This window comes from Brevundimonas basaltis, from assembly GCF_014202075.1.
GTDB lineage: Bacteria > Pseudomonadota > Alphaproteobacteria > Caulobacterales > Caulobacteraceae > Brevundimonas > Brevundimonas basaltis.
Genome location: NZ_JACHFZ010000001.1, coordinates 781,635 through 808,245 on the forward strand (window position 1 = coordinate 781,635; position 26,611 = coordinate 808,245).

A 26,611-nucleotide genomic window follows, 5' to 3' on the forward strand; every position below is an offset into this window, starting at 1 on the left:
CCGGAACCCGCCAGGCCCCGTGTCGGGGCGGGCCAAGAACAGAAGCAAAGACGCTCATGACCGACATTCTGATGCCCAAGGCCACCGCGGTCTGGCTGGTCGACAACACCTCCCTCACCTTCGAGCAGATCGCTGATTTTTGCGGCCTGCATCCGCTGGAAGTGCGCGGCATCGCCGACGGCGACGTGGCGCGCGACATCCGCGGAGCCGACCCGCTGGTCAATGGTCAACTCACCCGCGAGGAACTGGACAAGGCCCAGAACGACGACAGCTACCGCATGAAGGCCGTGGTCAGCCGCCACGCGGAACTGCTCAAGTCAGCCAAGCCGGCGCCGAAATACACGCCGGTGTCGCGCCGTCAGGACCGGCCTGACGCCATCGCCTGGTTCGTGCGCAACCACCCCGAGGTGACCGACGCCCAGATCGCCAAGCTCCTCGGCACGACCAAATCGACCATCGAGAGCGTGCGCAGCCGCACGCACTGGAACAGCGCCAACATCAAACCGGTCGATCCGGTGACCCTTGGCCTGGTCGGCCAGCTGGCGCTCGATGAACTGGTGAAGAAGGCCGCCGACAAAAAGGCCAAGGACGACGCCAAGAAGGGCGGCGCCACCCTCCAGCCCGCCGACGCCGCCGAGCCGGCCGAACCGGAATTCGTGCCGGAGGCCCGCGAGCGCCGCGGGGCCGAACCGACCGCCGAGTCGGTGTTCGGTGCCAAGGACTGACAAATCAGAACGGCCCCGGATCGCTCCGGGGCCGTCTTTCTGTCTGCGGGAGGCCGTCGCTAATGCGTTCGGGCCTCCAGGCTGGTGATCTGTTCCTTCAGCCGGAGCTTCTGCTGCTTGAGCTCCCTTACGCGAAGCGAGTCCGACGCCGGGTGGGTCATTTCGCGCCGGATGGTCTCATCCAGATTGCGATGACGGTTTCCCAGTTCGCGGATACGAGCTTCGATGGTCATGGCTTGCGCCTCCATGTCTAAGGGACCACTAGATTGAGCGCCCGGCTGGACCAGCTGTGGAATCACTTTCCGGTGAAGCCGCTGACCGCCCGGACCTGATGACCGTGGACCCGAATATGGCCGATGATGTGAACGGAGCCGTACGGAACCCGAGGCCGACCACGCCGTCCCGCTTGGTCGTCGGAATTTCCGGAGCATCCGGCGTGGCTTACGGAATCCGGGCGCTGGACGCCCTGCGCGAACTCGGCGTCGAGAGCCACCTTGTCGTGACCCGCGCCGCCCTGCTGACCCTGTCGCAGGAGACTGAATTATCCGCCGACGACCTGATGGGCCGCGCCGACGTGACGCACCGTCTGAACGATGTCGGCGCCTCGATCGCCTCCGGTTCCTTCCGGACCATGGGCATGCTCGTGGCCCCCTGTTCCGTCCGGACCATGAGCGAGATCGCCACCGGTGTGACCTCGACCCTGCTGACCCGCGCCGCCGACGTCGTGCTCAAGGAGCGGCGGCCGTTGGTGCTGATGGTCCGCGAGACGCCGCTGCACCTCGGCCATCTGCGCACCATGACGGCCCTGACCGAAATGGGCGCGATCATCGCCCCGCCCCTGCCGGCCTTCTACGCCAGGCCCGCCTCGATCGAGGAGATGATCGACCAGTCGGTCGGGCGCGCTCTCGACCTGTTCGGACTGGAGTGGTCCAGCGTCCGGCGCTGGACCGGACTTAAGGGCGCAACCAGGGAATGAGCGACCTGTGGAACTGGGCCGTGCGGGCTTACGGGACCGACGGCGTCCGGGAGGCCTGTCTGCATCTGCAGGACGCCGCCGGCCAGAGCGTGCCCCTGCTGCTTTGGGCCGCCTGGGCGGCGCGGACCGGGCGGGCGCCGGACGCCGACACGCTCGAGGCCGCCTGCGACATCGCCCGGGCCTGGCAGGAGACCGCCATCGCCCCGCTCCGGGACGTCCGGCGCGCGCTCAAGGGCCGCAACCCTGATCTGGAGGATGCCGGCCGCGAGGCGTTTCGCGCCCAGGTCAAGGCCGTGGAGCTGGAAGCGGAACGCCGTCTGCTACAGGCGCTGGAGGCGCTGACCCCGTCGCCGGGGAAAGCCCCGCGGCCCGTGCTGGACGCGCTGATCGCGGTGGCGCGGCAGTGGTCGCCGATGACGCCGCGTCCCGGCCTGACGGCCCTCGCCGAACGGCTTCCGGCGTGAACCACAGCGCGCTATAAGCCCGCCTCCGGGGCCCGACCATGAACGACGACGATCCTTATCTGAGCGAGGAAGAGCAGGCGCTGCACGCCCGGCTCAAGGTGCTTCAGCAGGAGCACGCCGACCTCGACGCCTCGATCGAGGCGCTGATGCTCATGCCCGTGCCCGACCAGCTGATGGTGGCCCGGCTGAAGCGGAAGAAGCTGACCTTGCGGGACGAGATTGTGAAGATCGAGGCCATCGTGCTGCCCGACATCATCGCCTGAGGGTCAGCGGCCCTTCTTTCTCACCCACATGGCGGCGTCGGCCTCGGCCAGCCAGACTTCCGGGTCGGTGTGGGCGGCGAAGGCGCGGACGCCGAACGAGCCGCCGAGACCGGCGGAGCGGCCCTTCCATTCGAACGGTGCATCTTTCAGGGTCGCGGCCAGCTTGCGGGCCTTTTCCCGGCCCTCGTCGAGACCGGCGTTGAGCATCAACAGACCGAATTCGTCGCCGCCCAGCCGGCCGACGGCGTCCGATTCGCGCAAGTTGGCCCGCATCATCTCGGCCACATGGATCAGGGCCGCGTCGCCGGCGGCGTGACCAAGGCTGTCGTTGACCGCCTTGAAGCCGTCGAGGTCGAGGTAGAGCAGCACGGCCGGGACGTCGTGGCGCTGGCAGAAGGCCATGGCCCCCTTCATGGCGGCGACGAAGCCGCGGCGGTTCAGCGCCGGCGTCAGCACGTCGTGGTCCGCCGCCGCCTCGGCCGCCTCGGCGCGGCGGCGCAGGGCCTCGACCTCGGCGCGGAGCCGTTCGATCTCGGCGATGGGGTCGATGGCGGCCGCGTCGGTCACAGGCGAATAGCGCTCCCTGACCGGCGACTCACCATGCTCCGGCCGACCCCGAGCCTAACGCCGTCGGTTGCGGGCGCAACGCGAGTCCTGTATCGCGCCGCTTTCCCGCGAAAGAGGTCAGCATGGCGACTCAGACCCCGCCGGTCGCGATCATCATGGGCAGCCGCTCGGACTGGCCGACGATGAAGCACGCCGCCGAGGCGCTGGACCGGCTCGGCGTGGGCTGGGAGGCGAAGGTCGTCAGCGCCCACCGCACCCCCAAACGCCTGTTCGATTTCGCCACGGGCGCGCGGGCCGCGGGCTACAAGGTGATCATCGCCGGCGCCGGCGGCGCGGCCCACCTGCCCGGCATGGCCGCCTCGATGACCGAACTCCCAGTGCTGGGCGTGCCGGTGGAGTCGAAGGCGCTCAAGGGCATGGACAGCCTGCTGTCGATCGCCCAGATGCCCGGCGGCGTGCCGGTCGCCACCCTGGCCATCGGCGAGCCGGGAGCCAAGAACGCCGGCATTCTGGCGGCGCAGATTCTGGCCCTGTCGGACGAGGTGCTGGCCGGACGTCTGGCCGCCTTCCGCGAGGCCCAGACCGAGGCGGTCCACGAGACGGTCGAGGACTGAGTGACTCCCCTGCCCCCCGGATCGACCCTCGGCATCCTCGGCGGCGGACAGCTGGGCCGGATGCTCAGTCAGGCCGCATCGCGCCTCGGCTTCAACGTCGTTATCCTCGACCCGGAAGAAAACAGCCCGGCGGGCCGCGTGTCGCAGGGCCAGATCGTCGCTGCCTATGACGACCCGACGGCGCTGACCGTGCTGGGCCGGGTGGCGCAGGCGGTGACCTTCGAGTTCGAGAACGTGCCGGCGGCCTCCGTGGCGACCCTGGCCGAGGCCGGCGCCCTCGTCGCGCCCGGCCCCAAGGCCCTGGCCGTGGCCCAGGACCGCGTCGACGAGAAGACCTTCCTCAACGGCGTCGGCGCGACCACCGTCGATTTCGTCGCTGTCGACAGCCTCGACGACCTGCTGGCGGGGTTGGAGCGTCTGGGCGCACCGGCCCTGCTGAAGACCCGCCGCGAGGGCTATGACGGCAAGGGCCAGATTTGGGTTCGTTCAGCGAAGATGGCCGCCGACGCCTGGCATGCGATCGGCGAACGCCCCGCCATCCTCGAGGCCCAGGCCGCCTTCAGCCGCGAGCTGTCGGTGATCGCCGCGCGGGGGCGGGACGGCAAGATCGCCGTCTATCCGATGGGCGAGAACATCCACAAAGGCGGCGTCCTCAAGACCACCCTCGCCCCCGCCGCTGTCGAGGCGAAGACGGAGAAGCGGGCCAAGGCCATCGCCAGGGCCATCCTCGAAGGCCTCGACTACGTCGGCGTGATCGGCGTCGAACTGTTCGATCTCGGAGACGGCCGGCTGCTGGTCAACGAGATCGCGCCGCGGGTGCACAATACCGGACACTGGACCCAGGACGGCTGCGTCTGCGACCAGTTCGAACAGCATATCCGCGCCATCGCCGGCTGGCCGTTGGGCCCGACCACGGCCCACGCCAAGGTCGAGATGACCAATCTGCTGGGCGACGAGGTCGAGCAGTGGAAGACGCTCTCGGCCAGGCCCGACATGCGCCTGCACCTCTACGGCAAGGCCGAGGCCCGCCCCGGCCGCAAGATGGGCCATGTGAACCGGGTCAAGCCGCTGGGCTGAGCCTCCGAAGGGTGCACGGGATGGCAGGGTTGGCGCGAAAAAATGCACCCTGTCATCGACTCCAACATATGAGCGCGATCGTGCTGGCGCGGATCGCCGCGCCTGGACGGCGGCGGCGGGGATTTGGAGCTGTCAAAGACCAGGCCCGGCGGGCATTCAGCCAGTGTGCACGGGACTGCGTCAGAAGCGGACGTGTGGGGGAATGGGCGACCTTTCAGACCTGATCGGGCGTGTCGGAAAGGCAGGGTTTGGCCGGGATGACAGGGTCCGGGATGGTAGGGTTTCGGCGGTCCCTCTCTCCCTACTCCGCCTTCGCCCCGTATCGCATCCGGCTGAGCGCATCGGTCATCCTGCGCAGCGGCGCGTCGAAATCCTTGCCGGCCTTCCATTTCTCGAAGGCCATGACGTTCTCTATGCGGCGGGCGACGAAGGCGTCCGCCGCCTCCTTGCCGTCGAACCAGCGCATGGTCAGGGCCGGGATCAGTATGCCCGACAGGATCGCCCGCTTGGAATAGTGGTTCCAGTCGGTAGCCGTATCCCCGGCCCAGTTCCAAAGGTGATCGGCGGTCTCCCACGCCAGTTGCAGGCCGAGATCGACGTTGGTCGGCAGGGCGAGGAAGGCGGCGCAGCGGCGCGTCGCCTCCAGATCGGCGGCTCCCGCCTCGAGCCGTTCGGAGACGGCGCGGGCGATTCGCTCGCGGATCTTCAGCGTGGCCGGATCAACCTCGCCCAGCGCGGCCAGCGCCCGGTCGTCGTGCCGCCGCGACAGCAGGGCGGCCAGATCGCGCGCACCGTTCGGGAACAGCAGCTCCTCGTCGCCGCGCGACAGCCCGTTCGCCGCGCAGGCCGCCCGGACCATCCGTCCGTTCCAGCCCAGCGCCGGCGCACGCTCGACCGCGGCGTCCAGCACCGCCTGCTCCATGCGGTCGGCCCAATCGGCTTTGAGAGCCTCCCCCTTGGAGGGGTCGTTCGACAGGTGTGGCGCCTCGGTCATGCGGCCAGCATAAGCCCGTCCGGCGGGCGTTTCGAGCCTTCACATCTTGCCGCGACGATCTGGACAGGCCGGGTCGCCTCGTGTATCAGCCCGCCTTCACTCATGGGCCCCCGGTTCCTGAGCACGAATTTTATTTGTCTGCCCGTCTCCCTCACAGGACGCGGCGGGCGGCCAAAGGAGAGTTTCACCTGGTTCAGATTTTCGTCCGCGACAACAACGTCGATCAGGCGCTGAAAGCCCTGAAGAAGAAGATGCAGCGCGAAGGCAGCTTCCGCGAAATGAAGCGTCACGTGCACTACGAGAAGCCCTCGGAGAAGCGCGCTCGCCAGAAGGCCGAGGCCGTGCGCCGCGCCCGCAAACTGGCCCGCAAGCGCGCCCAGCGCGAAGGCCTGCTGCCGCCGCCGAAGCCCCGCGTCCCGGGCGGCGCCGGTCGCGGCTAAGCCGGCAGTTCAGACCAGACGATCAAAAGGCCGCCCCGGGACACCGGAGCGGCCTTTTTCTTGTCCTGTCTCCTCCCTGTCGCGAAGCGATCCGGAGGTCGCGCGGCGCGAATACCCGCTGTGACGGAGGGGCGCGTTCCGCCGCACGACTGTTGCGCCGTTTCCCCCTCCACCGCTTCGCGGTCCCCCTCCCCATTCGCAAGGCGAACGGGGAGGAGACGTGAGGATCTACCTTCCCCGGCCGATCGCGCCCGCAAACGCTTTCCAGCTCAGCTTCACGTCGGACAGCGCCCCCGCGCGGAAGGCGCGGCCGGCGATCCACACCATCAGCAGGGCGAAGGCGAACATGCCGGCCATGGTGCCGACGATCTCGATCATCGGCGGCTCGGACGGGGCCCGCGCGCTCATCAGGAAGGGCGTGAAGAACGGGACCCACGACATGATCTGGACCAGCGGGGCGTCCGGGGTGCGGATGGCCATCTGCATGACCAGCAGCGGCACGACCAGGACCATCATGATCGGCCCCATCAGGGTCTGGGCGTCGCGCGGCGTCTCGCAGAAGGCGCCGATGGCCGCGAACAGCACCGCGTACATCAGATAGCCGCCGACCGCATAGGCGAGGAAATAGCCGATCAGACCGCTGTCGATCAGCACTTCGCCGACCATCGGGGCGTACTGCGGCATGCCGGCGATCAGACCGAATGCGCCGATGCCGCCCCAGACCAGCAGGACCGTGAGGGTCAGCAGGGCCACGCCCAGCACCTTGCCGGTCAGAATCTCGGTGGCCGAGGCCGAGGACAGCAGCACCTCGAGGATCTTGTTCGACTTCTCCTCCATCACGCTGTTCAGCAGGATCGAGGCGCCGGTGATGATCAGCGACCACAGCAGGAAGCCCGAGGCGAGGCCGATGATCCCCGGCAGCTTGTCGCGGAAGGACACCTCTCCACCACTCGCCGACCGCGGCGACAGGGTCGTCACGTCGGGCTCGAAGGCCGCCGTCGCTGTCACCACGGCGGGATCGATACCCGCCCGCTCGAAGGCCACGCGGCGATGCTCTTCCTTGAGCGCGGTCCGCACAAAGCGTTCGACCGCCGTGTCGGTGGCCTTGCGCGACCAGACCCGGGCCGTCGGTTGGCCGTTGGCGTCGCGATCCAGCAGGACCACCGCGTCGAGACGGTCGGCCTTGGCCACCTCGTCGCCGAGGTACTGACGCGCGACCGCCTCGCGCGGCTCGCCCGGTTCGGCGGCCATGAGATCGGCAGGGGCCGCGACGAGGGTCATCCGCGGCCCGTCGAGGCCGCTGAGCGCGCCCCTGGCGACATTGCCGCCGGCGGTTCCCCCCGCGGCTTCCTGGATTTTGGCCTCAGCCAGCTGGCGTTGCCTGGCCCGCCGGGCTTCGTCCTCGCGCAGCGAGGCCTGAACGGCGGCGGCGAGGCCCGAGGCCCGCGGCCCCTCCTCCACAACCACGACCTGACGCACGGGCTGGTTGGAGGCCATCAGGATGGGAATCGCGCCGCCCAGAAGGGCGAACACCGGAAAGGCCAGCAGCGACAGCCAGAAGCCGACGGTCTTGGCGTAGGCGGCGAACTCGCGCCGGGCGATCAGCAGGGTGCGGCTCATCGGGCGGCCTCCGCGGCTTTGACGGACTGGTCCTGATCGGGGTTGTCCCCGGTCAGGCCGATGAAGGCGTCGTGCAGACCCGGTTCGCGCAGCTCGAAGCGGCGCACGTCGAGGCCGCCCAGGAAGGCCGCCTTGAGCGCGTCCTGACCCTGGGCGCCGCGGCCCAGGGCCGCCTTGATGACACGTACGCCGTCGATATCGGAGACGACCTCGACGCCGCTGACGCCCGGCAGGCCGGACGCCTGCTCCGGCGCGATGGCGCCTTCCAGTTCGAGGAAGCGGGGGGTGGTGGCGCGGGCCTCGGCGACGGTGCCCTCGAAGGCCTTTCGGCCGCGCGCCAGCAGCACCACCTTGTCGCACAGCCGCTCGGCGTGCTGCATCACATGGGTCGAGAACAGCACGGTGGCGCCGTCGGCGGCGAGACCGCGGATCATCGCCTCCAGCCCCTGCTGGTTGACCGGGTCGAGCCCCGAGAACGGCTCGTCCAGGATCACGAACTCCGGCCGGTGCACCACCGAGGCGATCAGCTGGACCTTCTGGGACATGCCCTTGGACAGGTCCTTCATCTTCTTGCGCCGAGCCTCGCCCAGCCCCTGGGCGACCAGCATCTCGCGGGCCCGCTTGCGGCCCTCGCCCGACGGCAAGCCCTTCAGGGCCCCAAAGAAGGCGATGGCGTCGACCGGGGTCATCTTCTTGTAGAGGCCACGCTCCTCAGGGAGGAAACCGATCTGGTCGCGCACCTTGCGGCCGTCGTCGGCCCCCAGAATGGTGATCCGGCCGGCGGTTACCGGCTGCAGGCCGAGGATCATGCGGATAGTCGAGGTCTTGCCCGCGCCGTTGGGGCCCAGAAAGCCGCAGATCGAGCCTTTCTCGACCTCGAAGCTGAGATCGCGCACGGCCTGGAAATCGCCGTATCGCTTGCTGACTCCGTCGAGCGTCAAAGCCGCCGTCATGGGACCTCCCCGGGATACTGTTCAGACGCCTTGGTAGGTCTGTAAAGGGTGTTTGACAACACCGGGCGGGGGGGCGGCCCTGCCTTTGTCGTGAATTCATGTCATGTTTTCGGGATAGACGTCGGCGAAAGCCCGCCGGAACCCTTGATGACCTACGATGTCCCGCCCTCACCCGTCGCGCCCCACTCCGGATCCCGGCTGTGGACTGCGGGGGCCAGCGCCGGCGTGGCGATCCTCGTGCTCGTAGCCCTGGCTCTCTATCAGCCTGATCTCGCCTGGCCCCTGCTGGCCGGCGCGGCCCTTGTGGCGCTGGCGGCGTGGACCCTGAGCCGCTGGTCGGGTCCGGCGGCGCGGACCGATCACGGCGCAGCCGAAGCGGCGCCGGCCGGATCGAGACTCGATCCCACCCTGCTGCAGAGCGTATTCGAGGCGCTGGCCGATCCGGTTCTGGTGGTCTCGGGCGGCGAGCCGGACGACATCGCCGACCGCCGCGTCGAATTGGCCAATACGGCGGCGCGGGCGCTGTTGCGGACGCCGCGCGAGGGGGGGCTGCTGGTCTCGGTGCTGCGCGAGCCGGCGGTGCTGGAGGCGGTGGACGAAGCCCTGTTCGGCGGCGTGGAGCGGACCACCGACTATACCGGCGTTGGGGCCCAGACCCGGCACTGGCGGGCGCTGACCCGGCCGCTCGCCCCGACCGGCGACCGGGCGCTGGCGCTGGTCGTGTTGCGCGACGAGACCGACGTGCGACGCATGGAGCTTATGCGGGTCGACTTCCTCGCCAACGCCAGCCACGAGCTGAGGACGCCGCTGGCCTCGCTGTCGGGCTTCATCGAGACCCTGAAGGGCCATGCCCGCGACGACCCCAAGGCGCGGGACAAATTTCTCGACATCATGGCGACCCAGGCCGAGCGGATGGGGCGGCTGGTCGCCGACCTGCTGTCGCTGAGCCGGATCGAACTGAACGAGCATGTCCCGCCGTCGGGGAAGGTCGATCTGGCGCGGGCGACGTCCGACGTCATCGACGCGGTCAGCGTGCTGTCGGCCGAGCGCCAGGTGCGGATCGTGATGGAGGGCCCGGAGACGGGCGCTCCGGTTCACGGGGACCGCGACGAGATCGTGCAGGTGGTGCAGAACCTGATCGACAACGCCATCAAATACTCGCCGCAGGGCGACGTGATCGAGGTCGTCGTCCAGCCGGAGGTGACGCTGGAACAGGCCTCGGCCCCGTGGTCCGGCGGTAATCGGGGCGGCGGGGCGACGCGGCTGCCGCTCGTCACGCCGGATCGGGAGCCGGGTCTGCGCTACGCCGCCGTGACCGTGCGCGACCGCGGGCCGGGCATGGCCCGCGAATATCTGCCGCGGCTGACCGAACGGTTTTATCGCGTCGAGGGCCAGAAGAGCGGCGAGCGTCCCGGCACGGGTCTCGGGCTGGCCATCGTCAAACACATCGTCAACCGCCACCGGGGCGGGCTGACCGTCGAAAGCGCGCCCGGCAAGGGCGCCAAATTCACGGCCTATTTCCCGCTGGCGGCCCCAAGGGGGGCGGCGGGGTCGCGTGACTTCCGGATGACGGCGGGCCGCCGGACGTAACAGAACTGTCACGCGGGCGTCGTAATCCGCTGACCATTCACGGGCAGGTTCCGCCGCGAACGACGGGGGCCGCCCCCGGCCGCTCCGATTCCCCGGTTCCGGACCCGCATGACCTGGTTTTTCCTGCCGATCCTGATCGTCGCCTCCATCGCCGCCTGGTTTGGCGCGCGAGGACTGGCCGAACGGCGTCAGCGGGGAATCCACGCCCACTCCCGGCCCGCCCAGTTCGGCGCCTGGGCGCTGATCTGGACCGCGGTCCCGGCGCTGGTGGTGCTGATCGCTGCGGCGGTGTTCGGCCCGGCGATCGAGGGCAGTTTGATCATGGGCGGCGCGCCCGAGGCGGTGAGCGAGCTCGACCCGCTGCGCCGGGGCGCCTTCTTCGGCGACGCCCGCGCGATCGGAGCCGGCCAGCCTGCGACCCAGATCTGGCCCGCGCCCTACGCTGAGTTGCTGCCGGCCGAGGGCGCGCGGGTCGCCGGGATCGGCCGCATGCTGGATCTCGGGACCGTGGTGCTGGCGGCGCTCGCGGCGCTGCTCGGCGCGCTGTTCGTGTTCAGCCGTATCCGGCCGGACATGAGGGCGCGCAACCGGGTCGAGGGCTGGGTGGTGGCCCTGCTGTTCGTCAGTTCGGCCGTGGCGGTGCTGACCACCGTCGGCATCATCGCCTCGCTGGTGTTCGACTCGCTGCGCTTCTTCGCCTCGGTGCCGATCTTCGAGTTCCTGTTCGGGACCCAGTGGAGCCCGCAGACGGCGATCCGCGCCGACCAGGTTGGATCGACCGGGGCTTTCGGCGCCCTGCCGCTGTTCGCCGGCACCTTCCTGATCATGCTCATCGCCATGGTCGTGGCCGCGCCGGTCGGTTTGTTCGCGGCCATCTATCTGTCGGAATACGCCGGGCCGGCCTTCCGGGCCACGGTCAAGCCGGTGCTGGAAGTGCTCGCCGGGGTGCCGACCGTGGTCTACGGCTTCTTCGCCGCCCTGACGGTGGGCCCGGCCTTCCGCGAGTTCTTCAACGGTCTCGGCGCCCTGCTGGTCGGCGGCCCGCTGGACGGGATCGGCCAATATCTGATGCTGGTCCAGAACCAGATGGCCCTGGTGGCCGGTGCGGTCATGGGGATCATGCTGATCCCCTTCGTCAGCTCGCTGTCCGACGACATCATCAACGCCGTCCCCCAGTCGCTTCGCGACGGCTCCTACGCCATGGGCGCGACCAAGTCCGAGACGGTCAAGCGGGTGCTTCTGCCGGCCGCTCTGCCCGGCGTGGCGGGGGCCATGCTGCTCGCCATGTCGCGGGCCATCGGCGAGACCATGATCGTGACCATGGCGGCGGGGCTCGCGGCGCGGCTGACTCTCAATCCGCTCGACACCGTGACGACCGTGACGGTGCAGATCGTCACCCTGCTGACCGGCGACCAGGAGTTCAACAGCCCCAAGACGCTGGCGGCCTTCGGCCTCGGCCTGACCCTGTTCCTCGTGACCCTGGCGCTGAACATCATCGCCCAGCGCATCGTCCATACCTATCGGCAGCAATATGACTGACGCGGCCATTCCCCCCGGCAAGCCGACGCCCGCCGCCGGCGCGGAGCGGACCGACCGCCTGCGCGCCGGTCTGAAGCGCCGCTACGCCCGCGAGGGCCGGTTCAAGCTGTACGGCCTGCTGGCCATCGGTGTGGCGGTGGGCTTCCTTCTGCTGCTCCTTGGCCGGATTTTCGACCAGGGCCACACCGCCTTCTACGCCCACACCCTGACCGTACCCGTCTATATGGACCCGGCCCGGATCGACCAGGCCTATCCGCAAGGGACCAATTTCGAGCAGCTGGTCGCCGAGCAGCAGCTGGCGCGGCTCGGGATCGCCGACGACGAGCAAGGCACGCAGTCCACCGCCATGCGCGGCCTGTTCTCGTCCGAGCTGAAGTTCGTCGCCGCCGACCTGATCCGGGACCGGCCGGCCCTGATCGGCGAGACCGTGCCGATCCCGGCGCCGCTGTCGGATGACGCCGACCTCTATTTCAAGGGCGAAATCTCGCGCGACACGCCCGCCGACCAGCGCCGCCTGTCGGATCAGCAACTGGCCTGGCTGGACGGCATGAAGGCCGATGGCATGGTCACCTCGCACTTCAATTCGGCCCTGTTCACCAAGGGCGATTCGACCGAGCCGGAGCTGGCCGGAGTGCTGGGCGCCGTGGTCGGCTCGGCCTTGATGCTGCTGGTCACCGCCCTGATCGCCCTGCCGCTGGGCGTCGGCGCGGCCCTCTATCTCGAGGAGTTCGCGCCCAAGGGCCGGATCACCAACCTGATCGAGGTCAACATCAACAACCTGGCGGCCGTGCCGTCGATCATCTACGGCCTGCTGGGCCTGGCCCTGTTCATCAACTGGATGCACCTGCCGCGCGCCAGTCCGCTGGTCGGCGGCCTTGTGCTGGCCCTGATGGCCCTGCCGACCATCATCATCGCCACCCGGTCCTCGCTGAAGGCGGTTCCGCCGTCGATCCGCGAGGCCGCGCTGGCCATGGGGGCCTCGAAGACCCAGACGCTGTTTCACCACACCCTGCCGCTGGCCATGCCGGGCGTGATGACCGGCGCCATCATCTCCATGGCCCACGCGCTCGGCGAGACCGCGCCGCTGCTGCTGATCGGCATGGTCAGCTTCGTGCCCGGCATCCCCGCCGGTCTGAGCGAACCGACCGGCGCCCTGCCCTCGCTGATCTACATTTGGGAAAACGCCTCGGAGCGCGCCTTCCATGAGCGCACCGCCGCGGCCATCATGGTCCTCCTCGCCTTCATGATCGTCATGAACGCCGCCGCCGTCCTGTTGCGGCGCCGTTTCGAACGCCGGTGGTAGTCTTATGAAGTTCAAGATTTTTCACGCACCGGACGGCGCGAACAGCGGATCGGGTGACACGGACACCCGGGTGCTGACGCCTCCGCCAGTCCTGCACAGCGCCGACCCTGACGCCCCGACCAAGATCACCGCGCGCGAGGTTTCGGTCTTCTACGGCGACAAACAGGCGCTGCATGACGTCTCGCTGGATATTCCGGACAAGACGGTCACCGCCCTGATCGGCCCCTCGGGCTGCGGCAAGTCGACCTTCCTGCGCACCATGAACCGGATGAACGACACCATCCCCGGCGCCCGCGTGGTCGGCCGCATCGAGATGGACGGCGAGGACGTCAATGCGAAGTCGGTCGATCCGGTGTTGCTGCGCGCCCGGGTCGGCATGGTGTTCCAGAAGCCCAACCCCTTCCCCAAGACCATCTACGAGAACGTCGCCTACGGTCCCCGCATCCACGGCCTCGCCGACGGCAAGCCCGAGCTGGACGGCATCGTCGAGGACTCGCTGAAGCGCGCCGGCCTGTGGGAAGAGGTCGCCGACCGGCTGCACTCGCCGGGCACCGGCCTGTCCGGCGGCCAGCAGCAGCGCCTGGTCATCGCCCGCGCCATCGCCGTCGAGCCCGAGGTCATCCTGATGGACGAGCCCTGCTCGGCTCTCGACCCGATCGCCACGGCGCGCATTGAGGAACTGATCGACGAGCTGCGCGAGCGCTACTGCATCGTCATCGTCACCCACTCAATGGCCCAGGCGGCGCGGGTCAGCCAGCGCACCGCCTTCTTCCACCTCGGCCGGCTGATCGAGACCGGCGACACCGAGGACATCTTCACCAATCCGCGCGAGCGGCGCACGCTCGACTACATCACCGGCCGCTTCGGCTAGGACGCATCAGGATGACCCAGCACACCGTCAAGGCCTATGGAGACGAACTGGACCAGCTGACCGCCGAGGTCGCCCGCATGGGCGGTCTGGCCGAGGCCCAGGTCGCCGACGCCATCGATTCCGTCGCCCGCCGCGACGTCGCCCTCGGCCGTTCGGTGGTCGAGCGCGACGCCAGGCTGGACGCCCTGCAGCGCGAGATCGAGAAGAAGGCCATCCGCCTGATCGCCCTGCGCCAGCCAGTCGCCTCGGACCTGCGCCGCACCCTGTCGTCGATGAAGCTGGCCACCGACCTGGAGCGCACCGGCGACCTGGCCAAGAACATCGCCAAGCGCGGCCTGATCCTCGCCGAGGGCGATCCGATGCAGCCGCTAACGCGGTCGATCGAGCGGATGGGCAAGCTGGTCTCCATGCGCCTGCGCGACGTGCTCGACGCCTACGCCGCCGGCGAGATCGAGCGGGCCGTGGCCGTCTGGAACACCGACGACGAGGTCGACGAGCACTACAACAGCCTGTTCCGCGAACTGCTGACCTACATGATGGGCGACCCGCGCACGATCGGGGCCTGCACCCACCTGCTGTTCATGGCCAAGAACCTCGAGCGCATCGGCGACCACGCCACCAACATCGCCGAGACGATCTACTACGAGATCACCGGCCAGGAGTTCACCGGCGAGCGCCCGCGCTGGAACCCCGACACCGCCGAAGACATCCCCGAGCCGCCCGCCGACGACGCCTGAGACCCGGAGAACCGCCGTGCAGCCCTATGTTCTGGTGATGGAAGACGAGGACGCCCTGGCCACCCTCATCCAGTACAACCTCGAGAAGGAAGGCTACCGCGTCGTCGTCGCCGCCGACGGCGAGGAGGGCATGCTTCAGATCGAGGAGCGGTTGCCCGATCTGGTGCTACTGGACTGGATGCTGCCCAAGCTGTCCGGCATCGAGGTCTGCCGGCGCATCCGCGGCAAGGCCGAGACCCGAAACCTGCCGGTCATCATGCTCACCGCCCGTGGCGAGGAATCCGACCGCGTGCGCGGCCTCGACACCGGCGCCGACGACTACATGACCAAGCCGTTCTCGATGGTCGAGTTGAACGCCCGCATCCGCGCCGTGCTGCGCCGCATCCGCCCGGGCCTGGCTGACGACCGCCTGAACCACGGCGACATTGTCATCGACCGCGTCGCCCATCGCGTGCGCCGCGCCGGAACCGAGATCCACCTCGGTCCGACCGAGTTCCGCCTGCTCGACCATCTGATGCAGCACCCCGGTCGGGTGTTCAGCCGCGAACAGTTGCTCGACGCCGTCTGGGGTTCGGATGTCTACGTCGAGGCCCGCACCGTCGACGTCCACGTCGGCCGCCTGCGCAAGGCGCTGAACCTCGAGGGCACGGTCAACCCGATCCGGACGGTGCGGTCTGCGGGCTATTCGCTGGATTTGGGGGGATAGGGGCCGCTCCGCCTCAGTTGGCGAACGGGTCGACAGGGTCCGGGATGCGCCCGCCGAGCAGTTGTTGCAGATGTTTGAAGGCGTTGAATACGCGGTCTGGTTCTCGACAGCTTTGAAAGGTCGTTGAGGTCGTCTTGGAGCTCCGTGCAGCGGCGGCATCCACAACGTCTCCCACCGACGAGAGAGCAGAGTCTGGATGTATGTTTGCTCCGAAAATGCAATCTATAACCCCACAACTGAAATAGACATTCCCATTGTTGTACGTAATGACATCAACGGTGCGCAGATCGAATGTATGCACATAGTATTCATACGATCCGCCAATCGTTCCGGGCCTCCCATCACGTAGTGGTGGACGCCAACGCATGAGCGCGATCTTGTTTCGGTGAAGAGACACGCTTTGATGGTATCTCGCATCAGAGACATGCTCACTGCAGCGCTGGTTGATGTAAGAAAGCGTATCGTCAATATTCAGGCTTTGCGCCGCGGCGGGGGTGGCGCAGGCGAGACTGGCGAGCAGGGCCAGGCCGGCCCCGTTCAGGGTGGCGCGCCGCAAGGATCGTGGGGTCGTCATGATGTCCTCCTGGGGTCGGCCCGGGCCGTGTCCGGGCGGGCGTGGGAAACGAGATCGACGGCGCCGGTCCGCCTCTAGAAACTGCCGGATTCGACGACGCTGTAGCCGTGCCGATCCTGATAGCCGCCGTCGCGCAGGCGCAGCTGGCGGACCGCCTCCCGTTTCGCCGCCGTCCGGTTGGCGCCGTAGCCGAGGGCCCAGCGCGTGTAGGGGGCGCCTGCATAGTCCAGCCGGCGACCGCCGAGGATCAGGACATACTGACCATGCTCCATGGACCGGCTGCGGTCACAGTGCGGCGCCCAGTTGTTGCTGCCGCCATACCGCCGATTGTCGAAATCCTCGCGTGCCTGCCTCTCCAGGGTGCGACTGTTGATGCTTGGGGATCGGCGAATGAAATACTGTTTGTCGTCGCCGCCGCCGGTGGCATTGCTGCCGACTTCAATGCAGACGGCGACGCCGCCGGCCTGGGCGGGGGTAGTCAGGGCCAGGGCGCCGAGACCTGCGATGGCGATGAGCAGGGTTTTCATGGTCTCTCCAGTTCTGTGCGTTCGATAGTGCGGAGCTTTGAACTCAGTCGTCCGTTCTGCGGGTCACGATGACGGTGCAGACGAAGTCATGACTGCCGCGCTGCACGCAGCGGCACGGGCTGATCGAGATCACCCCCTCCTGGCTGCCGATTCTCGCGGAGCGGTTGACGGCTCGGCAGGCCAGAGCTTCCGTCGTCGCGCTGCCCTGAACGGGGTAGCTTCTGACCCCGGCGCCGGCAGGCGCCGATAGCGACAGAGCCAGTCCGGCGACGATGACTGTGGCGCGGCATGTGGTGAGAACAGGCACGATCGGTCTCCCTTTTTCATCTGCTCAGGATGTTGGTTTGTTCACGGCCAGGCGACGGCGCCCACGCTCCGGCAATAGGATTCAGCCTCGGCGCCGTTGAGCTCCGCGACGTTCTTCATCAGGCCGCGGTCAACCATCTCGAGCATGAGATCGATATTGTCGCCCATCGCCAGCGCGAGATATCGCAGCGTCTGGACCTCATGGCGGCTGGGCATCCCGCCGCCGGCGCGGTCGCGCGACCGGATCATCAGTCCGTTGTAGTTGCAGGTCAGACGCGCCGCCGCGAGGGCGCACTCCCGGGTCGCACGACCCGAGCACGCCTGATCGACTTCGTCGACCTGCTCCGAGGCGCGGGCGAAGTCGTCGCGTCCGGCGTGGGCGGGCGTGGTCAGGGTCAGGGCGCCGAGGCCCGCGATAGCGATGATCAGGGTCTTCATGGGGTTCTCTCCCAGAGTTGGGCATCGGGCTGAGCGGGGCTCATCGGGGCGGGCGGGGGATGCAGGGGCGGCCATCCATGACGGCGTCATAGGTGTAGGCCCCCATCAGCGAGGCCGGGCGGCCGTCGGAATACCAGGTGGCGTTGTAGCCGTGGCCGGCGTTGGCCGCGTACGGGCAGTGATAGACGGACGGCTGACGCCGCCGGTCGCGCCCCCGCCGCTCGTCATAGCCTCGCTCCAGCCAGCGGATTCCGGCGTATTTGCGCTGGAGGCAGACGCTGTCATGGCCGATGAACTCGCCGTCGCGATAGATCGAGCACTGTTCGTAGTCGCCACGGGTCAGGTTCTGGGCCGCGGCGGGGGCCGCGCCCGCCGCGCTCAGGGTGAGCGCGGCGAGCAGCGTTCCGCAAAGCCGGCGACCGGTCATTCCCGACGCTCGTAGGTGAATTTGATTTCGCAGACGTAGCCATAGACCCGGCCGGCGCTGTTGCGGCGCGGGCTGCAGTCGCACGGGCTCATGCGCGTGACCCGCGTATAGCGGTCCTCGTAGCGGCTCTGGATCCGCTGGCGAGCGGTGCTGCAGGCCTCCGCCTGGGTTGCGCCGGGGGCCGACAGGGTCATATCGCCCGCATGGACGGGGACGGCGGCGCCCAGCATCGCCACGGACAGTGCGGTGAAAATGGTCATCTTCACGGTGGGTCCTCCTCCAGGTCTCTGGATGACCGGAAGCGTGACCCGGGCGGATCGGAGGAATCTTTGCCCGACCGCTGAACAATGCTGAAAGATCTTGTGCCGCAATTCTGAAAATTGTGAATTGCAGGCGATTTCCGCTGGTTGTGCGAGAGCTATCCCGCCTCGGGCCCGTCCAGCCCGGCCAGCATTCGCGCCTCGATCAGCGCGGGATAGGTCTTCGGAAGGGCGTCGACCGCGCCGAGCGCCGACAGACAGGCCCGCCCCGCCCGCCGCGCCGCCGCCGCATCGTCCCGCGCCACGGCGACCTGTCCGGCGAGGCAATGCAGCCGGGCGCGCCACGGATGATCGGGCATGACGAACGCCTGATCCATAGCGTCGCCGGCGCGGCGCCGTTCGGCCTCCGCCTCGTCCGCCTGGCCGAGCGCGGCCAGGGTGCGGGCCCAGCGCAGATGGAAATGCGCGGCCTTGCCGGCCCGCCCGTAGAGCACCCTCGCCCCGGTCTGGCGGGCTTCGCGCAGCAGGGCGGCGGCGCGCGCGTCCTCGCCCGCCATCGCCTCGGCAAGGGCCAGTTCGCTCATCGTGTACAGGGTCCAGAAATGATCGGCCCCGAGGGTTTCGCGATAGCGTTCGAGCAGGGCGCGCAACAGGGCGCCGGCGTCCCCGGCCTCGCCCCGCCACAGATGGGCGACGGCGCGGCTGTAGGCGGGCGACAAGGACTCCGGATGATCCGGACCCAGGGTGGTGTCGAAGATCAGTCGGGCGCGATCCAGTTGCTCGTCGGCGCGGACGTAGTCGCCGCTGTCCACCAGGAAGTCGCCGTAGTCAGCATGGGCCCAGGCGGTCAGGGGGTGCGCGTCGCCGTGCAGGGTCTGGCGCATCGCCAGATGGCGCCGCAGCGCGCCCGCGGCGGGCTCGAACCGGCCGAGCTTGCGCAGCGACAGGCCGAGGAACCATTCCGCGTCCGCCCGCTCTTCCCCGCTCAGCCTCCCGCCCGGCTTCAGGGCTTCGGTCAGGGCGACGGCGGCCGCGTCATACTCGCCGATCTCGAACTGCAGCTTGGCTCGCGCGATCCGGGCCGCGTTCAAATGTGGAGAGCCCGACGCCCGCGCCCCCTGCTCGGCTCTCAGACAGATCCGTTCGGCGCGGCGCGGCTCGCCGGCCAGTCGCAAATTCTGGCAGATCGCGATGTCGATCGGAACGCTCTCGGCGGCGCGTGATCCATGCAGACGAGCGCTCAGATTGTAGGCGCGATCCAGATGGCTGACCGCCTTCTCGTACTCGCCCCAGTTCGAAAACGCCTCGGCGACCATCCGATGCAGCGTCACCCGGGTCGGGGCGTCTTCCCGCAGCCGATCGTCCATCGTCGCCGCTGCCCGTTCGATCGCCTCGCGCAGCGACCGGTCCTGAAACGCGGGCGAATAGGGGTCTGCGGACGACAGGACATCCGATCCGAGAAAATCTACCAGCGCCTCGACCTGCCGCGTCTGTTCGGCGGCCTCCTTGCGGGCGGTCCACCCCCAGCCGACCGCCAGCCCGGCCGCGGTCAGGCTGAGCCCGACCAGCACCGCCCCCAAGACGACCGCCGTGCGGATGCGGCTGCCGAACAGCCGGGCCCCGAGCTGCGACAGCCGGCCGTTGAGCCCGTCCGTCCGGCCCGGGGGACGCGGCGTGCGCTGCACGGGCCCCGTCAGCCGGTAGCCGTTGCCGTAGAGCGCCTCGATCCGGACCCCGTCATCGCCGAGCGCCTGACGCAACCGACCGATGGCCTTGGCGAGCGAGTTTTCATGCACGACGCGCCCGGGCCAGCCGGCCTCGAGCAGCGCATCCTTGCCGAGCGGCTCTCCGGCCTGTTCCAGCAAGGCGGCCAGCAGAGCCAGACAGCTGCGATCGATATCGACGGCCTCTCCGGCCACCGCCAGCGTGGACTCGACCGCGTCAAACTCGACGCCGCCGAAGCGCCAGATCGCGGCCCCCGTAGGATTGTCCCCCATCCCGCAACCTTAAGCGCGATTTCCCCGCGCGCAATTCGAAGGTTGGCGAGGCGGTCCGCCACCCGGCGGGGCCGCCGGAGGGATCGCGAGCCGGGGTCGCGGCGGGCTTACCCCGCCTCGACCTCTTCCGGCGCCAGCTCATACACCGTCGCGCAATATTCGCAGGCGACCCGGATCTTGCCGTCGGGCTCGACCATCTCCGCCCGCTCCTCCGGCGAGAAGGAGGACAGCACCGTGCCGATGCGATCCTTGGAGCAGCGGCACACCGCCTGAAGCGCGCGCGGGTTCTCCAGCCGCACGCCGTCCTCGTGGAACAGGCGAAAAAGCAGCGTCTCGGGGGAGACGGTCGGATCGATCAGTTCGTCGTCAGCCAGCGTCTGGAACAGCGCCCGCGAACGGTCCCACGCCTCCTCGGTGGAGCCGCGCGCGGCGTCGCCGGCGATCAGCTGGATCAGCGCCCCGCCGGCCCGCCAGGCCGTGCCGGCCCCGGTGGTCACCGCGCCGACCGCCAGCCGCACCCGGGTCGGGATTTGCTCGGACTGCTGGAAATAGTGTTCGGCCGCCAGCGACAGGCTCTCGCCCTCGATCGGGGTGATGCCCTGGGTGCGCTCGAAGTCGGGGCCGCGGTCCAGCGTCATCACGAACAGCCCCCCGCCGAGCAGCGTCTTCGCGCCGGGCCGGGCGAATCCCTGCGAGGCGGCGGCCACCTCGGCCTCGTCGAAGCGGCAGTAGCCGCGCAGATGGCCCCGGGTGTCGTAGTCGGCCACGACGTAGCGCACCGGCCCGTCGCCCTGGGCCTGAACGATCAGCCGACCCTCGAACTTGAGGCTGGAGCCGATCAGGGCCGCCAGGACGCAAGCCTCGCCCAGCAGGGCGGCGACCGGCTCGGGATAGGCGTGGGCCGACAGGATGGCGTCGATGGTCTCGCCCAGCCGGACCAGCCGGCCGCGCACCGGCCAGCCCTCGATCTGGAAAGCGGCGGCGAGATTGTCGGCCATGGGTGCGGCGGGCGCGTGATCGGTCACGGCGGGTCCTCGAAAGGCGATTGTGCGGAAGCGCCGCAAGATAGGCGCCCGTATCGCGATTGGTAAGGGCGGCGTGCTAGAGCAGGAACAAGCGGGGCCGCGGTCCCGTTTCCTCGAAGGCGCACAGACCTCAATCAGCCGGCGATTTCATGACCAAAGCGACGCTCAAGCCCCTGAACCAGCAAGCCATCGTGGTGACCGGCGCGACCTCGGGCGTCGGGCTGGCCGTGGCCCGGCGGGCGGCCCGGAAGGGGGCCTGCGTCTTCCTGATCGCGCGCGGCGAAAGCGATCTCAAGGCCCTGACCGAAGAGCTACAGGCCACGGGTGCGCGGGCCGCCTGGGCGGTGGCGGACGTCGCCGACCACGCCGCCCTCAAGGAGGCCGCGGAGAAATGCGTGCGGTTGTTCGGCGGGTTCGACACCTGGGTCAACAATGCGGGAGCCTCCATCTACGGCGCCATCCGCGAGACCACGCTGGAGGATCAGCGACGGCTGTTCGAGACCAACTACTGGGGCGTGGTCAACGGCTCGCTGGTGGCCTCGGAACACCTGCGCGAGCGCCCGGGCGGCGGGGCCATCATCAACGTCGGCTCGATCCTGTCCGATGCGCCGGTCCCGGTGCAGGGCGTCTATTCCGCCTCGAAGCACGCGGTGAAGGGTTTCACAAACGCCCTGCGTATGGAGTTGATGCGCGAACAGGCGCCGGTGACCGTCAGCCTGGTCAAGCCCGGCGCGATTGACACACCCTACAACAAACACGCCCGCAACCTGACCGGTCAGGCGGTGCAGAACCCGCAGCCGGTCTATGCGACCCATGTGGTGGCCGACACGATCCTGTACTGCGCCGAGCATCCGATCCGCGAGATCACCGTCGGCGGCGGCGGGCGGCTGATCGCCAGTTTCTATTCGGTGCTTCCGGGTGTGGCGGAACCACTTTTCGCCCGGTTCGCTCCTTCACTGATGCGGGACCGCCGTTCCGCGTGGCAGCCGGACGAGGACGGGCTCTACGACCCGACCGAGGACGGTCTCGATGAAGAGGTTTACTACCCGATGGTCCGACAGTTTTCCGCCCTCGCCGAAGTCCGCAAGCATCCCGGCGTCGCCGCAGGTGTGGTCGCTATTCTCGCGGGCGTCGGCCTGGCCACCCTTCTGCTCAACCAGCGCACCGGCCCGACGCGGCTGGAAACCCTGCGCGGACGGTTCGATCCGCGCGGCTGGGTCGACGCCGACGGCTTGCGCACCCGCTTCGAGGACCTGACCGAAACGGTGCGGCGCGGCGTCACCGAGGCCGGCGAGCGCGCGGCCGATCTGGGCGAGGACACCGGGCGCCGCTCCCGGCGGTTCTTCGACGACACCCGCCACACCTCGCGCAGGGCGCTGAAGAAGCACGGCAAGCGGGCTCGCCATTACGCTTCGGAGGCCGGAACCTATGCCCGTGACCACGCGAGAGAAGGCGGCGCCCTGCTGGCGCTGGTGACTATCGCAGCGGCGGTCGGCGCGGCGGCCCTCGACGCCCGGCGACCGGACAGCCGACTGCGCAGCCTCGGAAAGTTCTGACAGCTTGCGCTTGAAGCCGGCCTAGGGTTCCCGCGCGCGGGTCATTCTGAACCGTTGCTGCAACTGCGAAGGTGCGCCAAGGTCACCCCATGGCTGACGCGGCGACCTATGTCTTCGATTTCGATTCGACCCTGGTCGACTTCGAAACGCTTGAGGCCCTCGCTGACATCGCCTTGGAGGGATCGTCCGAGGCGGAGGCCGTGCGGGCCAGAATCGCGCGCCTGACCGACCGGGCCATGACCGGCGATATTCCGTTCGGCGAGGCTCTGACCCGTCGGCTGGCCCTCTTGCCCCTGACCCACGCCCATCTTGAGCGTCTCGCGGCTGAAGCCGAGCCGCGTTTGACGGCGTCGGTGCGCCGCAACCTGCCCTTCTTCCGTGAGCGGGCGGGCCGCGTGGTCATCGTCTCTGGCGGCTTCCGCGAGATCATCGCTCCCGTCGCCCAAGCCCTCGGCGTTCCGGCTGACCGCATCATCGCCAACGATCTGACCCTCGACGCCGACGGCCACGTCACGGGCGTGGCCGACAGCCCCCTGCTCGAGCCGCTCGGCAAGGCCGCGGCGCTGAAAGCCCTCAATCTGCCTGGTCCGGTGGTTATGGTCGGGGACGGTTGGACCGACGCCGAGGTCAAGGCGGAGGGGGCGGCGGACCGCTTCTACGCCTTCACCGAAGTGGTGCGCCGCGAACGGGTCGTCGCGGCGGCCGACGCCGAGGTGCGGTCGGTCGACGAGCTTCTGCATCTGGAAGGTCTGGCCGGCCGCTGGTCCTATCCGCGCAGTCGCATGCGGATGCTGTTGCTGGAAAATGTCCACCCCGCCGCGGTCGAGCGGTTGCAGGCTGCCGGCTACCGGGTCGAGACGGCCAAGGGGGCCCTGTCCGAGGATGCTCTGGTCGAGCGCATCAAGGGCGTTCACGTGCTCGGCGTCCGCTCCAAGTCCCAGGTCAGCGCCCGGGTTCTTGATGCCGCCGACAAACTGATGGCGGTGGCGGCCTTCTGCATCGGCACCAATCAGATCGACCTCGACGCCGCCGCCGAACGCGGCGTGGCGGTCTTCAACGCCCCCTATTCCAACACCCGGTCGGTGGTGGAGTTGGCGGTCGGCCTGACCATCGCCCTGCTGCGGGATGTCGCCGACAAGTCGGCGGCGATGCACCGGGGCGAATGGAACAAGTCCGCCGCGGGCGCGCGCGAGTTGCGCGGCAAAACCCTCGGGATCGTCGGCTACGGCGCCATCGGCTCGCAGTTGTCGGTGCTGGCCGAGGCGCTGGGCATGCGGGTGATCTTCCACGACCTGACCGAGCGGCTGGCGCTGGGCAACGCCCGGCCGATGCCTTCGCTGGAGGCGCTGCTGGCCGAGAGCGACGTGGTCAGCCTGCACGTCGACGGACGGACGGCCAACACGGCCCTGATCGGGGCTTCGGAGCTGTCGCGGATGAAGCCCGGGGCCCTGCTGCTGAACCTGTCTCGCGGCCACGTCGTCGACGTCGGCGCCCTGGCCCAGGCGCTGGGCTCGGGCCGCATCGGCGGCGCGGCCATCGACGTCTTCCCCGACGAACCGGCGACCAACGCCGATCCGTTCGACAGCCCCCTGCGCGGCCTGCCCAACGTCATACTGACTCCCCACATCGGCGGCTCGACCGAAGAGGCCCAGGAGGCGATCGCCGAGTTCGCGGCCGAGCGTCTGCTGGCCTATCTGAACCGGGGCGACACCACCTTCTGCGTCAATCTGCCGAATGTTCAGCTGGCCGAAGTCAGCGGCGCCCATCGCATCCTGCACATCCACCGCAACCAGCCCGGCGTGTTGGCCGAGCTGAACCGGGCCCTGGCGGCGGCGGGGTTGAACATCCTCGGCCAGCACCTGAAGACCGACGAACGCACCGGCTATGTCATCACCGACGTCGACCGCGACTACGATCCGGCCGCGCTGAAGGCGCTCCGCAGTGTGGCCGGGACGCTGCGCTTCCGGACGCTGCACTGAAAGCTTCCCTCACGGCATCTTGCGCGGGCTGAAAACCGGCGCAGAGTGCTCGCAACGGTCGCATGATGACGGCCGAGGGAGGATCATCGATGTCTCGTTTCCTGCGTAATGCGGCCGCCGCCGCCCTGACCGTCGCTGCGGTCGGCGCCCTCGCATCCGCCGCCAGCGCCCAGACCTACAACCGTCTGATCGTCTTCGGCGACAGTCTGAGCGACAACGGCAACCTGTTCGCCCGGAGCGGCCAGCCGACCTCCCCGCCCTATTTCCAGGGCCGCTTCTCGAACGGTCCGGTGTTCACCGAACTGCTCGGCTTCAACGCCGGTCGCTCGGCCCTTGGCGCGCCGGTGACCGGCAGCATCAACTATGCCTACGGCGGCGCCCGCACCGACAGCACGGCCTTCCCCCCCGGCATGCGCAACCAGTTGCTGGCCTATACCGGAGCCGGCGGCGTGTTCGGCCCCAGCGACCTCGTCAGCATCCTCGGCGGCGCCAACAACATCTTTCAGGCCTTCCCCGGCGCCGCGGGGAACCCGTTGACCGCTCAGTCGACGATGCAGGTCGTGGCCACCGGCGCGGCCGCCGACGTCAACTTCATCGTCAACCGGGTGGCCGGGGCCGGAGCCGGCACCATCCTGGTCGGCAACCTGCCGCGTCTGGGGATCACGCCGCAGTTCTCGGCCAGCAACCCGCTAGTGGGACCGTCCGGCTCGGCGCTGGCGGACTTCTCCGGCACGACGTTCAACTCGGCCCTGTCGGCCGGCCTGTTCGGAGTCGCCGCGGCGAATCCCAACAGCAATATCATCCTGTTCGACATCTACAAGGTCAGCGATGCGCTGGCCGGCAACCCGGGCCTGTTCGGCCTGACCAATGCGCGGGACGCCTGCTTCAACGGCGTCACGATCTGCGCCAATCCGGACGGCTACCTGTACTGGGATAGCGTGCACCCGACGGCCGCCGGACACCGGCTGCAGGCGCAACTGGCCAATGACTATCTCTACTACGGAGACCTCGGCGCCCAATCGACGCTTCAGGCCGAGACCGCCTTTCGCCAGCGCGAGGACCTGCTCGATCTCGCCAGCGAGAGCATGGCGGCGCGCGGGTCGTGGGAGCCCGGCACGCGGCTGACCTTCGGCGCGCTGTACGACAGCGTCGAGACCGACGCGCGCGGCCCGGTCGCCGCGGCCGACGCCACCGGCTGGGGCGGACGGGTCGGCCTCGACCACGTCATGTCCGATACGATGCGCTTCGGCATGGCCGGAACCTTCCGCACCGCCGATGTCGAGGCCGGGCCGTTGGCCTTCGACGTGGAGACCTACGCCTTCGACCTCTACGCCGGCTGGCGTTCCGGCGCGATGTTCGTCAATGCGGCGCTGGGCGGCTCGGTCGACAAATACGACGACATCACCCGCGTCACCGCCCTGGCCCCGATCGTTCACAGCGGCGAGACCGACGGCGGTAGCCTCGGCGCCCGCCTGCAGGCGGGAACCTGGTTCGACATGGGAGGCATCGCCCTGTCGCCGCGTGTCGCCGTCAACTTCGTCTCCACCGAGGTCAACGGCTATGTCGAACAGGGCGTGGCCGCCCAGTACCAGTACGAGGACCGCTCCGTCGAAGGCGCCAGCGGCGAGGTCTCGCTGCGCGCCGAGGGCGGCGGCGACGGCATGAGTTTCTGGGTCGAGGGGGGCTATCGCGACAGCTTCGCCGACAGCCGCGACGCCGTTCGGGTCGGCATCGCCGGCAATCCGGCCCAGGTGCTTTCCCGCGACTTCGACGATCCGTTCGGCGGCTCGCTGATCGCCTCGGCCGGGCTCGAGGCGGGCTTTGGTCCGGGCTCGATCTCGGTCGGTTATCGCGGCCGCTATGGCGACGCCACTGACAGCCATCTAGGCGCGATCACCTTCCGCCTGCCGCTTCAGTAGGAACGGCCGAACCCGGATCCGGCGCGCCGCCCTGGGGTGGCGCGCCTTTTTCGTGCGCGCGTCTTTTTGTTGAATTGACCGAGTTTTTTACGGCCCCGCTGCGACCTCCTGTCACCCCTCCGGAACCTTTTCCGCCCCAAAGTCGCCAAGCCTGCCCCCTAGGA

Annotated in this window: 29 protein-coding genes; 16 read left to right on the plus strand and 13 right to left on the minus strand. The window is 68.9% G+C overall.

Going from position 1 to position 26,611, the window contains the following annotated elements:
- Window positions 1-56 precede the first annotated feature (56 nt).
- The gene (locus tag HNQ67_RS04150) at window positions 57-725 is read left to right on the plus strand and encodes a DUF1013 domain-containing protein (RefSeq protein WP_183252558.1); all 669 of its coding nucleotides are present in this window, start codon (window positions 57-59) and stop codon (window positions 723-725) included.
- 59 nt (window positions 726-784) lie between these two features.
- On the opposite strand, the gene HNQ67_RS04155 is transcribed toward HNQ67_RS04150, so the two are convergent.
- Entirely contained in the window at window positions 785-958 is a 174-nt protein-coding gene (locus HNQ67_RS04155; RefSeq protein ID WP_183252560.1) for a YdcH family protein, read from the minus strand.
- Between the two features lie 116 nt (window positions 959-1,074).
- Between HNQ67_RS04155 and HNQ67_RS04160 the strand changes: the two genes are divergently transcribed.
- From HNQ67_RS04160 to HNQ67_RS04170, 3 genes are read left to right on the plus strand one after another with little or no spacing between them, the layout of a single operon-like run.
- A complete protein-coding gene (locus tag HNQ67_RS04160; protein WP_183252562.1) occupies window positions 1,075-1,701 on the plus strand; it encodes a UbiX family flavin prenyltransferase in 627 nt (208 codons plus the stop codon).
- Window positions 1,698-2,165, plus strand: a complete 468-nt coding sequence (locus HNQ67_RS04165; RefSeq protein WP_183252564.1) for a TIGR02444 family protein — start codon at window positions 1,698-1,700, stop codon at window positions 2,163-2,165. Before HNQ67_RS04160 ends, HNQ67_RS04165 begins: the two co-directional genes overlap by 4 nt.
- Before the next feature lie 38 nt (window positions 2,166-2,203).
- Window positions 2,204-2,428, plus strand: coding sequence for a YdcH family protein (locus tag HNQ67_RS04170; protein ID WP_183252566.1), 225 nt, complete (start codon window positions 2,204-2,206; stop codon window positions 2,426-2,428).
- Between the two features lie 3 nt (window positions 2,429-2,431).
- On the opposite strand, the gene HNQ67_RS04175 is transcribed toward HNQ67_RS04170, so the two are convergent.
- A complete protein-coding gene (locus tag HNQ67_RS04175) occupies window positions 2,432-2,995 on the minus strand; it encodes a diguanylate cyclase (protein ID WP_183252568.1) in 564 nt (187 codons plus the stop codon).
- Between the two features lie 122 nt (window positions 2,996-3,117).
- Here HNQ67_RS04175 and purE point away from each other — a divergent pair, with 122 nt between their 5' ends.
- Window positions 3,118-3,609: a 5-(carboxyamino)imidazole ribonucleotide mutase gene (gene purE, locus HNQ67_RS04180; RefSeq protein ID WP_183252570.1), complete on the plus strand. Its 492-nt coding sequence runs from the start codon at window positions 3,118-3,120 to the stop codon at window positions 3,607-3,609.
- Complete coding sequence (locus tag HNQ67_RS04185) at window positions 3,610-4,686, plus strand: 5-(carboxyamino)imidazole ribonucleotide synthase (protein ID WP_183252571.1); 1,077 nt, start codon at window positions 3,610-3,612, stop codon at window positions 4,684-4,686. It begins immediately after the preceding gene.
- Window positions 4,687-4,987: 301 nt separating this feature from the next.
- On the opposite strand, the gene HNQ67_RS04190 is transcribed toward HNQ67_RS04185, so the two are convergent.
- Window positions 4,988-5,680 (minus strand): COQ9 family protein, encoded by a 693-nt coding sequence (locus HNQ67_RS04190; RefSeq protein WP_183252573.1) that lies wholly within the window; start codon window positions 5,678-5,680, stop codon window positions 4,988-4,990.
- A 188-nt stretch (window positions 5,681-5,868) separates the two neighbouring features.
- Here HNQ67_RS04190 and rpsU point away from each other — a divergent pair, with 188 nt between their 5' ends.
- On the plus strand, window positions 5,869-6,120 hold the full coding sequence (gene rpsU / locus HNQ67_RS04195; RefSeq protein ID WP_183252808.1) for a 30S ribosomal protein S21: 252 nt from the start codon (window positions 5,869-5,871) through the stop codon (window positions 6,118-6,120).
- A gap of 228 nt (window positions 6,121-6,348) precedes the next feature.
- On the opposite strand, the gene HNQ67_RS04200 is transcribed toward rpsU, so the two are convergent.
- Entirely contained in the window at window positions 6,349-7,740 is a 1,392-nt protein-coding gene (locus HNQ67_RS04200; protein WP_183252576.1) for an ABC transporter permease, read from the minus strand.
- A complete protein-coding gene (locus tag HNQ67_RS04205) occupies window positions 7,737-8,693 on the minus strand; it encodes an ABC transporter ATP-binding protein (protein ID WP_183252579.1) in 957 nt (318 codons plus the stop codon). The genes HNQ67_RS04200 and HNQ67_RS04205 overlap by 4 nt, the downstream gene beginning before the upstream one ends.
- Before the next feature lie 147 nt (window positions 8,694-8,840).
- On the opposite strand from HNQ67_RS04205, the gene HNQ67_RS04210 reads away from it, so the two are divergent.
- From HNQ67_RS04210 to phoB, 6 genes are all read left to right on the plus strand, one after another.
- On the plus strand, window positions 8,841-10,283 hold the full coding sequence (locus HNQ67_RS04210; protein ID WP_183252581.1) for a sensor histidine kinase: 1,443 nt from the start codon (window positions 8,841-8,843) through the stop codon (window positions 10,281-10,283).
- A 108-nt stretch (window positions 10,284-10,391) separates the two neighbouring features.
- Window positions 10,392-11,822 (plus strand): phosphate ABC transporter permease subunit PstC, encoded by a 1,431-nt coding sequence (pstC, locus tag HNQ67_RS04215; RefSeq protein ID WP_183252583.1) that lies wholly within the window; start codon window positions 10,392-10,394, stop codon window positions 11,820-11,822.
- Complete coding sequence (gene pstA, locus HNQ67_RS04220) at window positions 11,815-13,125, plus strand: phosphate ABC transporter permease PstA (protein ID WP_183252585.1); 1,311 nt, start codon at window positions 11,815-11,817, stop codon at window positions 13,123-13,125. The genes pstC and pstA overlap by 8 nt, the downstream gene beginning before the upstream one ends.
- Window positions 13,126-13,129: 4 nt before the next feature.
- Complete coding sequence (pstB, locus tag HNQ67_RS04225; protein WP_183252587.1) at window positions 13,130-13,996, plus strand: phosphate ABC transporter ATP-binding protein PstB; 867 nt, start codon at window positions 13,130-13,132, stop codon at window positions 13,994-13,996.
- Window positions 13,997-14,007: 11 nt separating this feature from the next.
- On the plus strand, window positions 14,008-14,733 hold the full coding sequence (gene phoU / locus HNQ67_RS04230) for a phosphate signaling complex protein PhoU (protein ID WP_183252589.1): 726 nt from the start codon (window positions 14,008-14,010) through the stop codon (window positions 14,731-14,733).
- A 16-nt stretch (window positions 14,734-14,749) separates the two neighbouring features.
- Window positions 14,750-15,439, plus strand: a complete 690-nt coding sequence (gene phoB, locus HNQ67_RS04235) for a phosphate regulon transcriptional regulator PhoB (protein WP_183252592.1) — start codon at window positions 14,750-14,752, stop codon at window positions 15,437-15,439.
- A gap of 13 nt (window positions 15,440-15,452) precedes the next feature.
- Here the strand turns inward: phoB and HNQ67_RS04240 are convergent, their stop codons facing one another.
- The 8 genes from HNQ67_RS04240 to HNQ67_RS04275 form a co-directional block, all read right to left on the minus strand.
- Window positions 15,453-16,013 (minus strand): hypothetical protein, encoded by a 561-nt coding sequence (locus HNQ67_RS04240; RefSeq protein ID WP_183252593.1) that lies wholly within the window; start codon window positions 16,011-16,013, stop codon window positions 15,453-15,455.
- Between the two features lie 74 nt (window positions 16,014-16,087).
- Window positions 16,088-16,540 carry a hypothetical protein gene (locus HNQ67_RS04245; RefSeq protein WP_183252595.1) on the minus strand — a complete coding sequence of 151 codons (453 nt, stop codon included), beginning with the start codon at window positions 16,538-16,540 and terminating at the stop codon, window positions 16,088-16,090.
- Window positions 16,541-16,583: 43 nt separating this feature from the next.
- Window positions 16,584-16,847, minus strand: a complete 264-nt coding sequence (locus tag HNQ67_RS04250; protein ID WP_183252597.1) for a hypothetical protein — start codon at window positions 16,845-16,847, stop codon at window positions 16,584-16,586.
- 41 nt (window positions 16,848-16,888) lie between these two features.
- Window positions 16,889-17,284 carry a hypothetical protein gene (locus tag HNQ67_RS04255; RefSeq protein ID WP_183252598.1) on the minus strand — a complete coding sequence of 132 codons (396 nt, stop codon included), beginning with the start codon at window positions 17,282-17,284 and terminating at the stop codon, window positions 16,889-16,891.
- Window positions 17,285-17,324: 40 nt separating this feature from the next.
- Window positions 17,325-17,711: a hypothetical protein gene (locus HNQ67_RS04260; RefSeq protein ID WP_183252600.1), complete on the minus strand. Its 387-nt coding sequence runs from the start codon at window positions 17,709-17,711 to the stop codon at window positions 17,325-17,327.
- On the minus strand, window positions 17,708-17,977 hold the full coding sequence (locus tag HNQ67_RS04265; RefSeq protein WP_183252602.1) for a hypothetical protein: 270 nt from the start codon (window positions 17,975-17,977) through the stop codon (window positions 17,708-17,710). The genes HNQ67_RS04260 and HNQ67_RS04265 overlap by 4 nt, the downstream gene beginning before the upstream one ends.
- A gap of 152 nt (window positions 17,978-18,129) precedes the next feature.
- Window positions 18,130-19,968: a winged helix-turn-helix domain-containing protein gene (locus tag HNQ67_RS04270; RefSeq protein ID WP_183252607.1), complete on the minus strand. Its 1,839-nt coding sequence runs from the start codon at window positions 19,966-19,968 to the stop codon at window positions 18,130-18,132.
- 107 nt (window positions 19,969-20,075) lie between these two features.
- Entirely contained in the window at window positions 20,076-20,993 is a 918-nt protein-coding gene (locus HNQ67_RS04275) for an Hsp33 family molecular chaperone (protein ID WP_183252609.1), read from the minus strand.
- A gap of 149 nt (window positions 20,994-21,142) precedes the next feature.
- Between HNQ67_RS04275 and HNQ67_RS04280 the strand changes: the two genes are divergently transcribed.
- The 3 genes from HNQ67_RS04280 to HNQ67_RS04290 all read left to right on the plus strand — a co-directional run bounded on the left by HNQ67_RS04280 (window position 21,143) and on the right by HNQ67_RS04290 (window position 26,447).
- Window positions 21,143-22,549 carry an SDR family oxidoreductase gene (locus HNQ67_RS04280; protein ID WP_183252611.1) on the plus strand — a complete coding sequence of 469 codons (1,407 nt, stop codon included), beginning with the start codon at window positions 21,143-21,145 and terminating at the stop codon, window positions 22,547-22,549.
- A gap of 89 nt (window positions 22,550-22,638) precedes the next feature.
- Window positions 22,639-24,528 (plus strand): phosphoglycerate dehydrogenase, encoded by a 1,890-nt coding sequence (serA, locus tag HNQ67_RS04285; protein ID WP_183252613.1) that lies wholly within the window; start codon window positions 22,639-22,641, stop codon window positions 24,526-24,528.
- A gap of 89 nt (window positions 24,529-24,617) precedes the next feature.
- Window positions 24,618-26,447 carry an autotransporter domain-containing protein gene (locus HNQ67_RS04290; RefSeq protein ID WP_183252615.1) on the plus strand — a complete coding sequence of 610 codons (1,830 nt, stop codon included), beginning with the start codon at window positions 24,618-24,620 and terminating at the stop codon, window positions 26,445-26,447.
- Window positions 26,448-26,611: the final 164 nt, after the last annotated feature.

Excerpts from the sequence above, each read along its gene's own strand:
- HNQ67_RS04270 (WP_183252607.1), bottom strand. The coding sequence starts at position 19,968 with ATGGGGGACAATCCTACGGGGGCCGCGATCTGGCGCTTCGGCGGCGTC.
- HNQ67_RS04160 (WP_183252562.1), top strand. The coding sequence starts at position 1,075 with ATGGCCGATGATGTGAACGGAGCCGTACGGAACCCGAGGCCGACCACG.
- HNQ67_RS04280 (WP_183252611.1), top strand. The coding sequence starts at position 21,143 with ATGACCAAAGCGACGCTCAAGCCCCTGAACCAGCAAGCCATCGTGGTG.
- HNQ67_RS04260 (WP_183252600.1), bottom strand. The coding sequence starts at position 17,711 with ATGACCGGTCGCCGGCTTTGCGGAACGCTGCTCGCCGCGCTCACCCTG.
- HNQ67_RS04190 (WP_183252573.1), bottom strand. The coding sequence starts at position 5,680 with ATGACCGAGGCGCCACACCTGTCGAACGACCCCTCCAAGGGGGAGGCT.
- pstB (WP_183252587.1), top strand. The coding sequence starts at position 13,130 with ATGAAGTTCAAGATTTTTCACGCACCGGACGGCGCGAACAGCGGATCG.
- HNQ67_RS04240 (WP_183252593.1), bottom strand. The coding sequence starts at position 16,013 with ATGACGACCCCACGATCCTTGCGGCGCGCCACCCTGAACGGGGCCGGC.
- HNQ67_RS04200 (WP_183252576.1), bottom strand. The coding sequence starts at position 7,740 with ATGAGCCGCACCCTGCTGATCGCCCGGCGCGAGTTCGCCGCCTACGCC.
- phoU (WP_183252589.1), top strand. The coding sequence starts at position 14,008 with ATGACCCAGCACACCGTCAAGGCCTATGGAGACGAACTGGACCAGCTG.
- HNQ67_RS04165 (WP_183252564.1), top strand. The coding sequence starts at position 1,698 with ATGAGCGACCTGTGGAACTGGGCCGTGCGGGCTTACGGGACCGACGGC.
- HNQ67_RS04205 (WP_183252579.1), bottom strand. The coding sequence starts at position 8,693 with ATGACGGCGGCTTTGACGCTCGACGGAGTCAGCAAGCGATACGGCGAT.
- HNQ67_RS04150 (WP_183252558.1), top strand. The coding sequence starts at position 57 with ATGACCGACATTCTGATGCCCAAGGCCACCGCGGTCTGGCTGGTCGAC.
- HNQ67_RS04170 (WP_183252566.1), top strand. The coding sequence starts at position 2,204 with ATGAACGACGACGATCCTTATCTGAGCGAGGAAGAGCAGGCGCTGCAC.
- HNQ67_RS04245 (WP_183252595.1), bottom strand. The coding sequence starts at position 16,540 with ATGAAAACCCTGCTCATCGCCATCGCAGGTCTCGGCGCCCTGGCCCTG.
- purE (WP_183252570.1), top strand. The coding sequence starts at position 3,118 with ATGGCGACTCAGACCCCGCCGGTCGCGATCATCATGGGCAGCCGCTCG.
- pstA (WP_183252585.1), top strand. The coding sequence starts at position 11,815 with ATGACTGACGCGGCCATTCCCCCCGGCAAGCCGACGCCCGCCGCCGGC.
- serA (WP_183252613.1), top strand. The coding sequence starts at position 22,639 with ATGGCTGACGCGGCGACCTATGTCTTCGATTTCGATTCGACCCTGGTC.
- pstC (WP_183252583.1), top strand. The coding sequence starts at position 10,392 with ATGACCTGGTTTTTCCTGCCGATCCTGATCGTCGCCTCCATCGCCGCC.
- HNQ67_RS04210 (WP_183252581.1), top strand. The coding sequence starts at position 8,841 with ATGACCTACGATGTCCCGCCCTCACCCGTCGCGCCCCACTCCGGATCC.
- HNQ67_RS04155 (WP_183252560.1), bottom strand. The coding sequence starts at position 958 with ATGACCATCGAAGCTCGTATCCGCGAACTGGGAAACCGTCATCGCAAT.
- HNQ67_RS04290 (WP_183252615.1), top strand. The coding sequence starts at position 24,618 with ATGTCTCGTTTCCTGCGTAATGCGGCCGCCGCCGCCCTGACCGTCGCT.
- HNQ67_RS04255 (WP_183252598.1), bottom strand. The coding sequence starts at position 17,284 with ATGAAGACCCTGATCATCGCTATCGCGGGCCTCGGCGCCCTGACCCTG.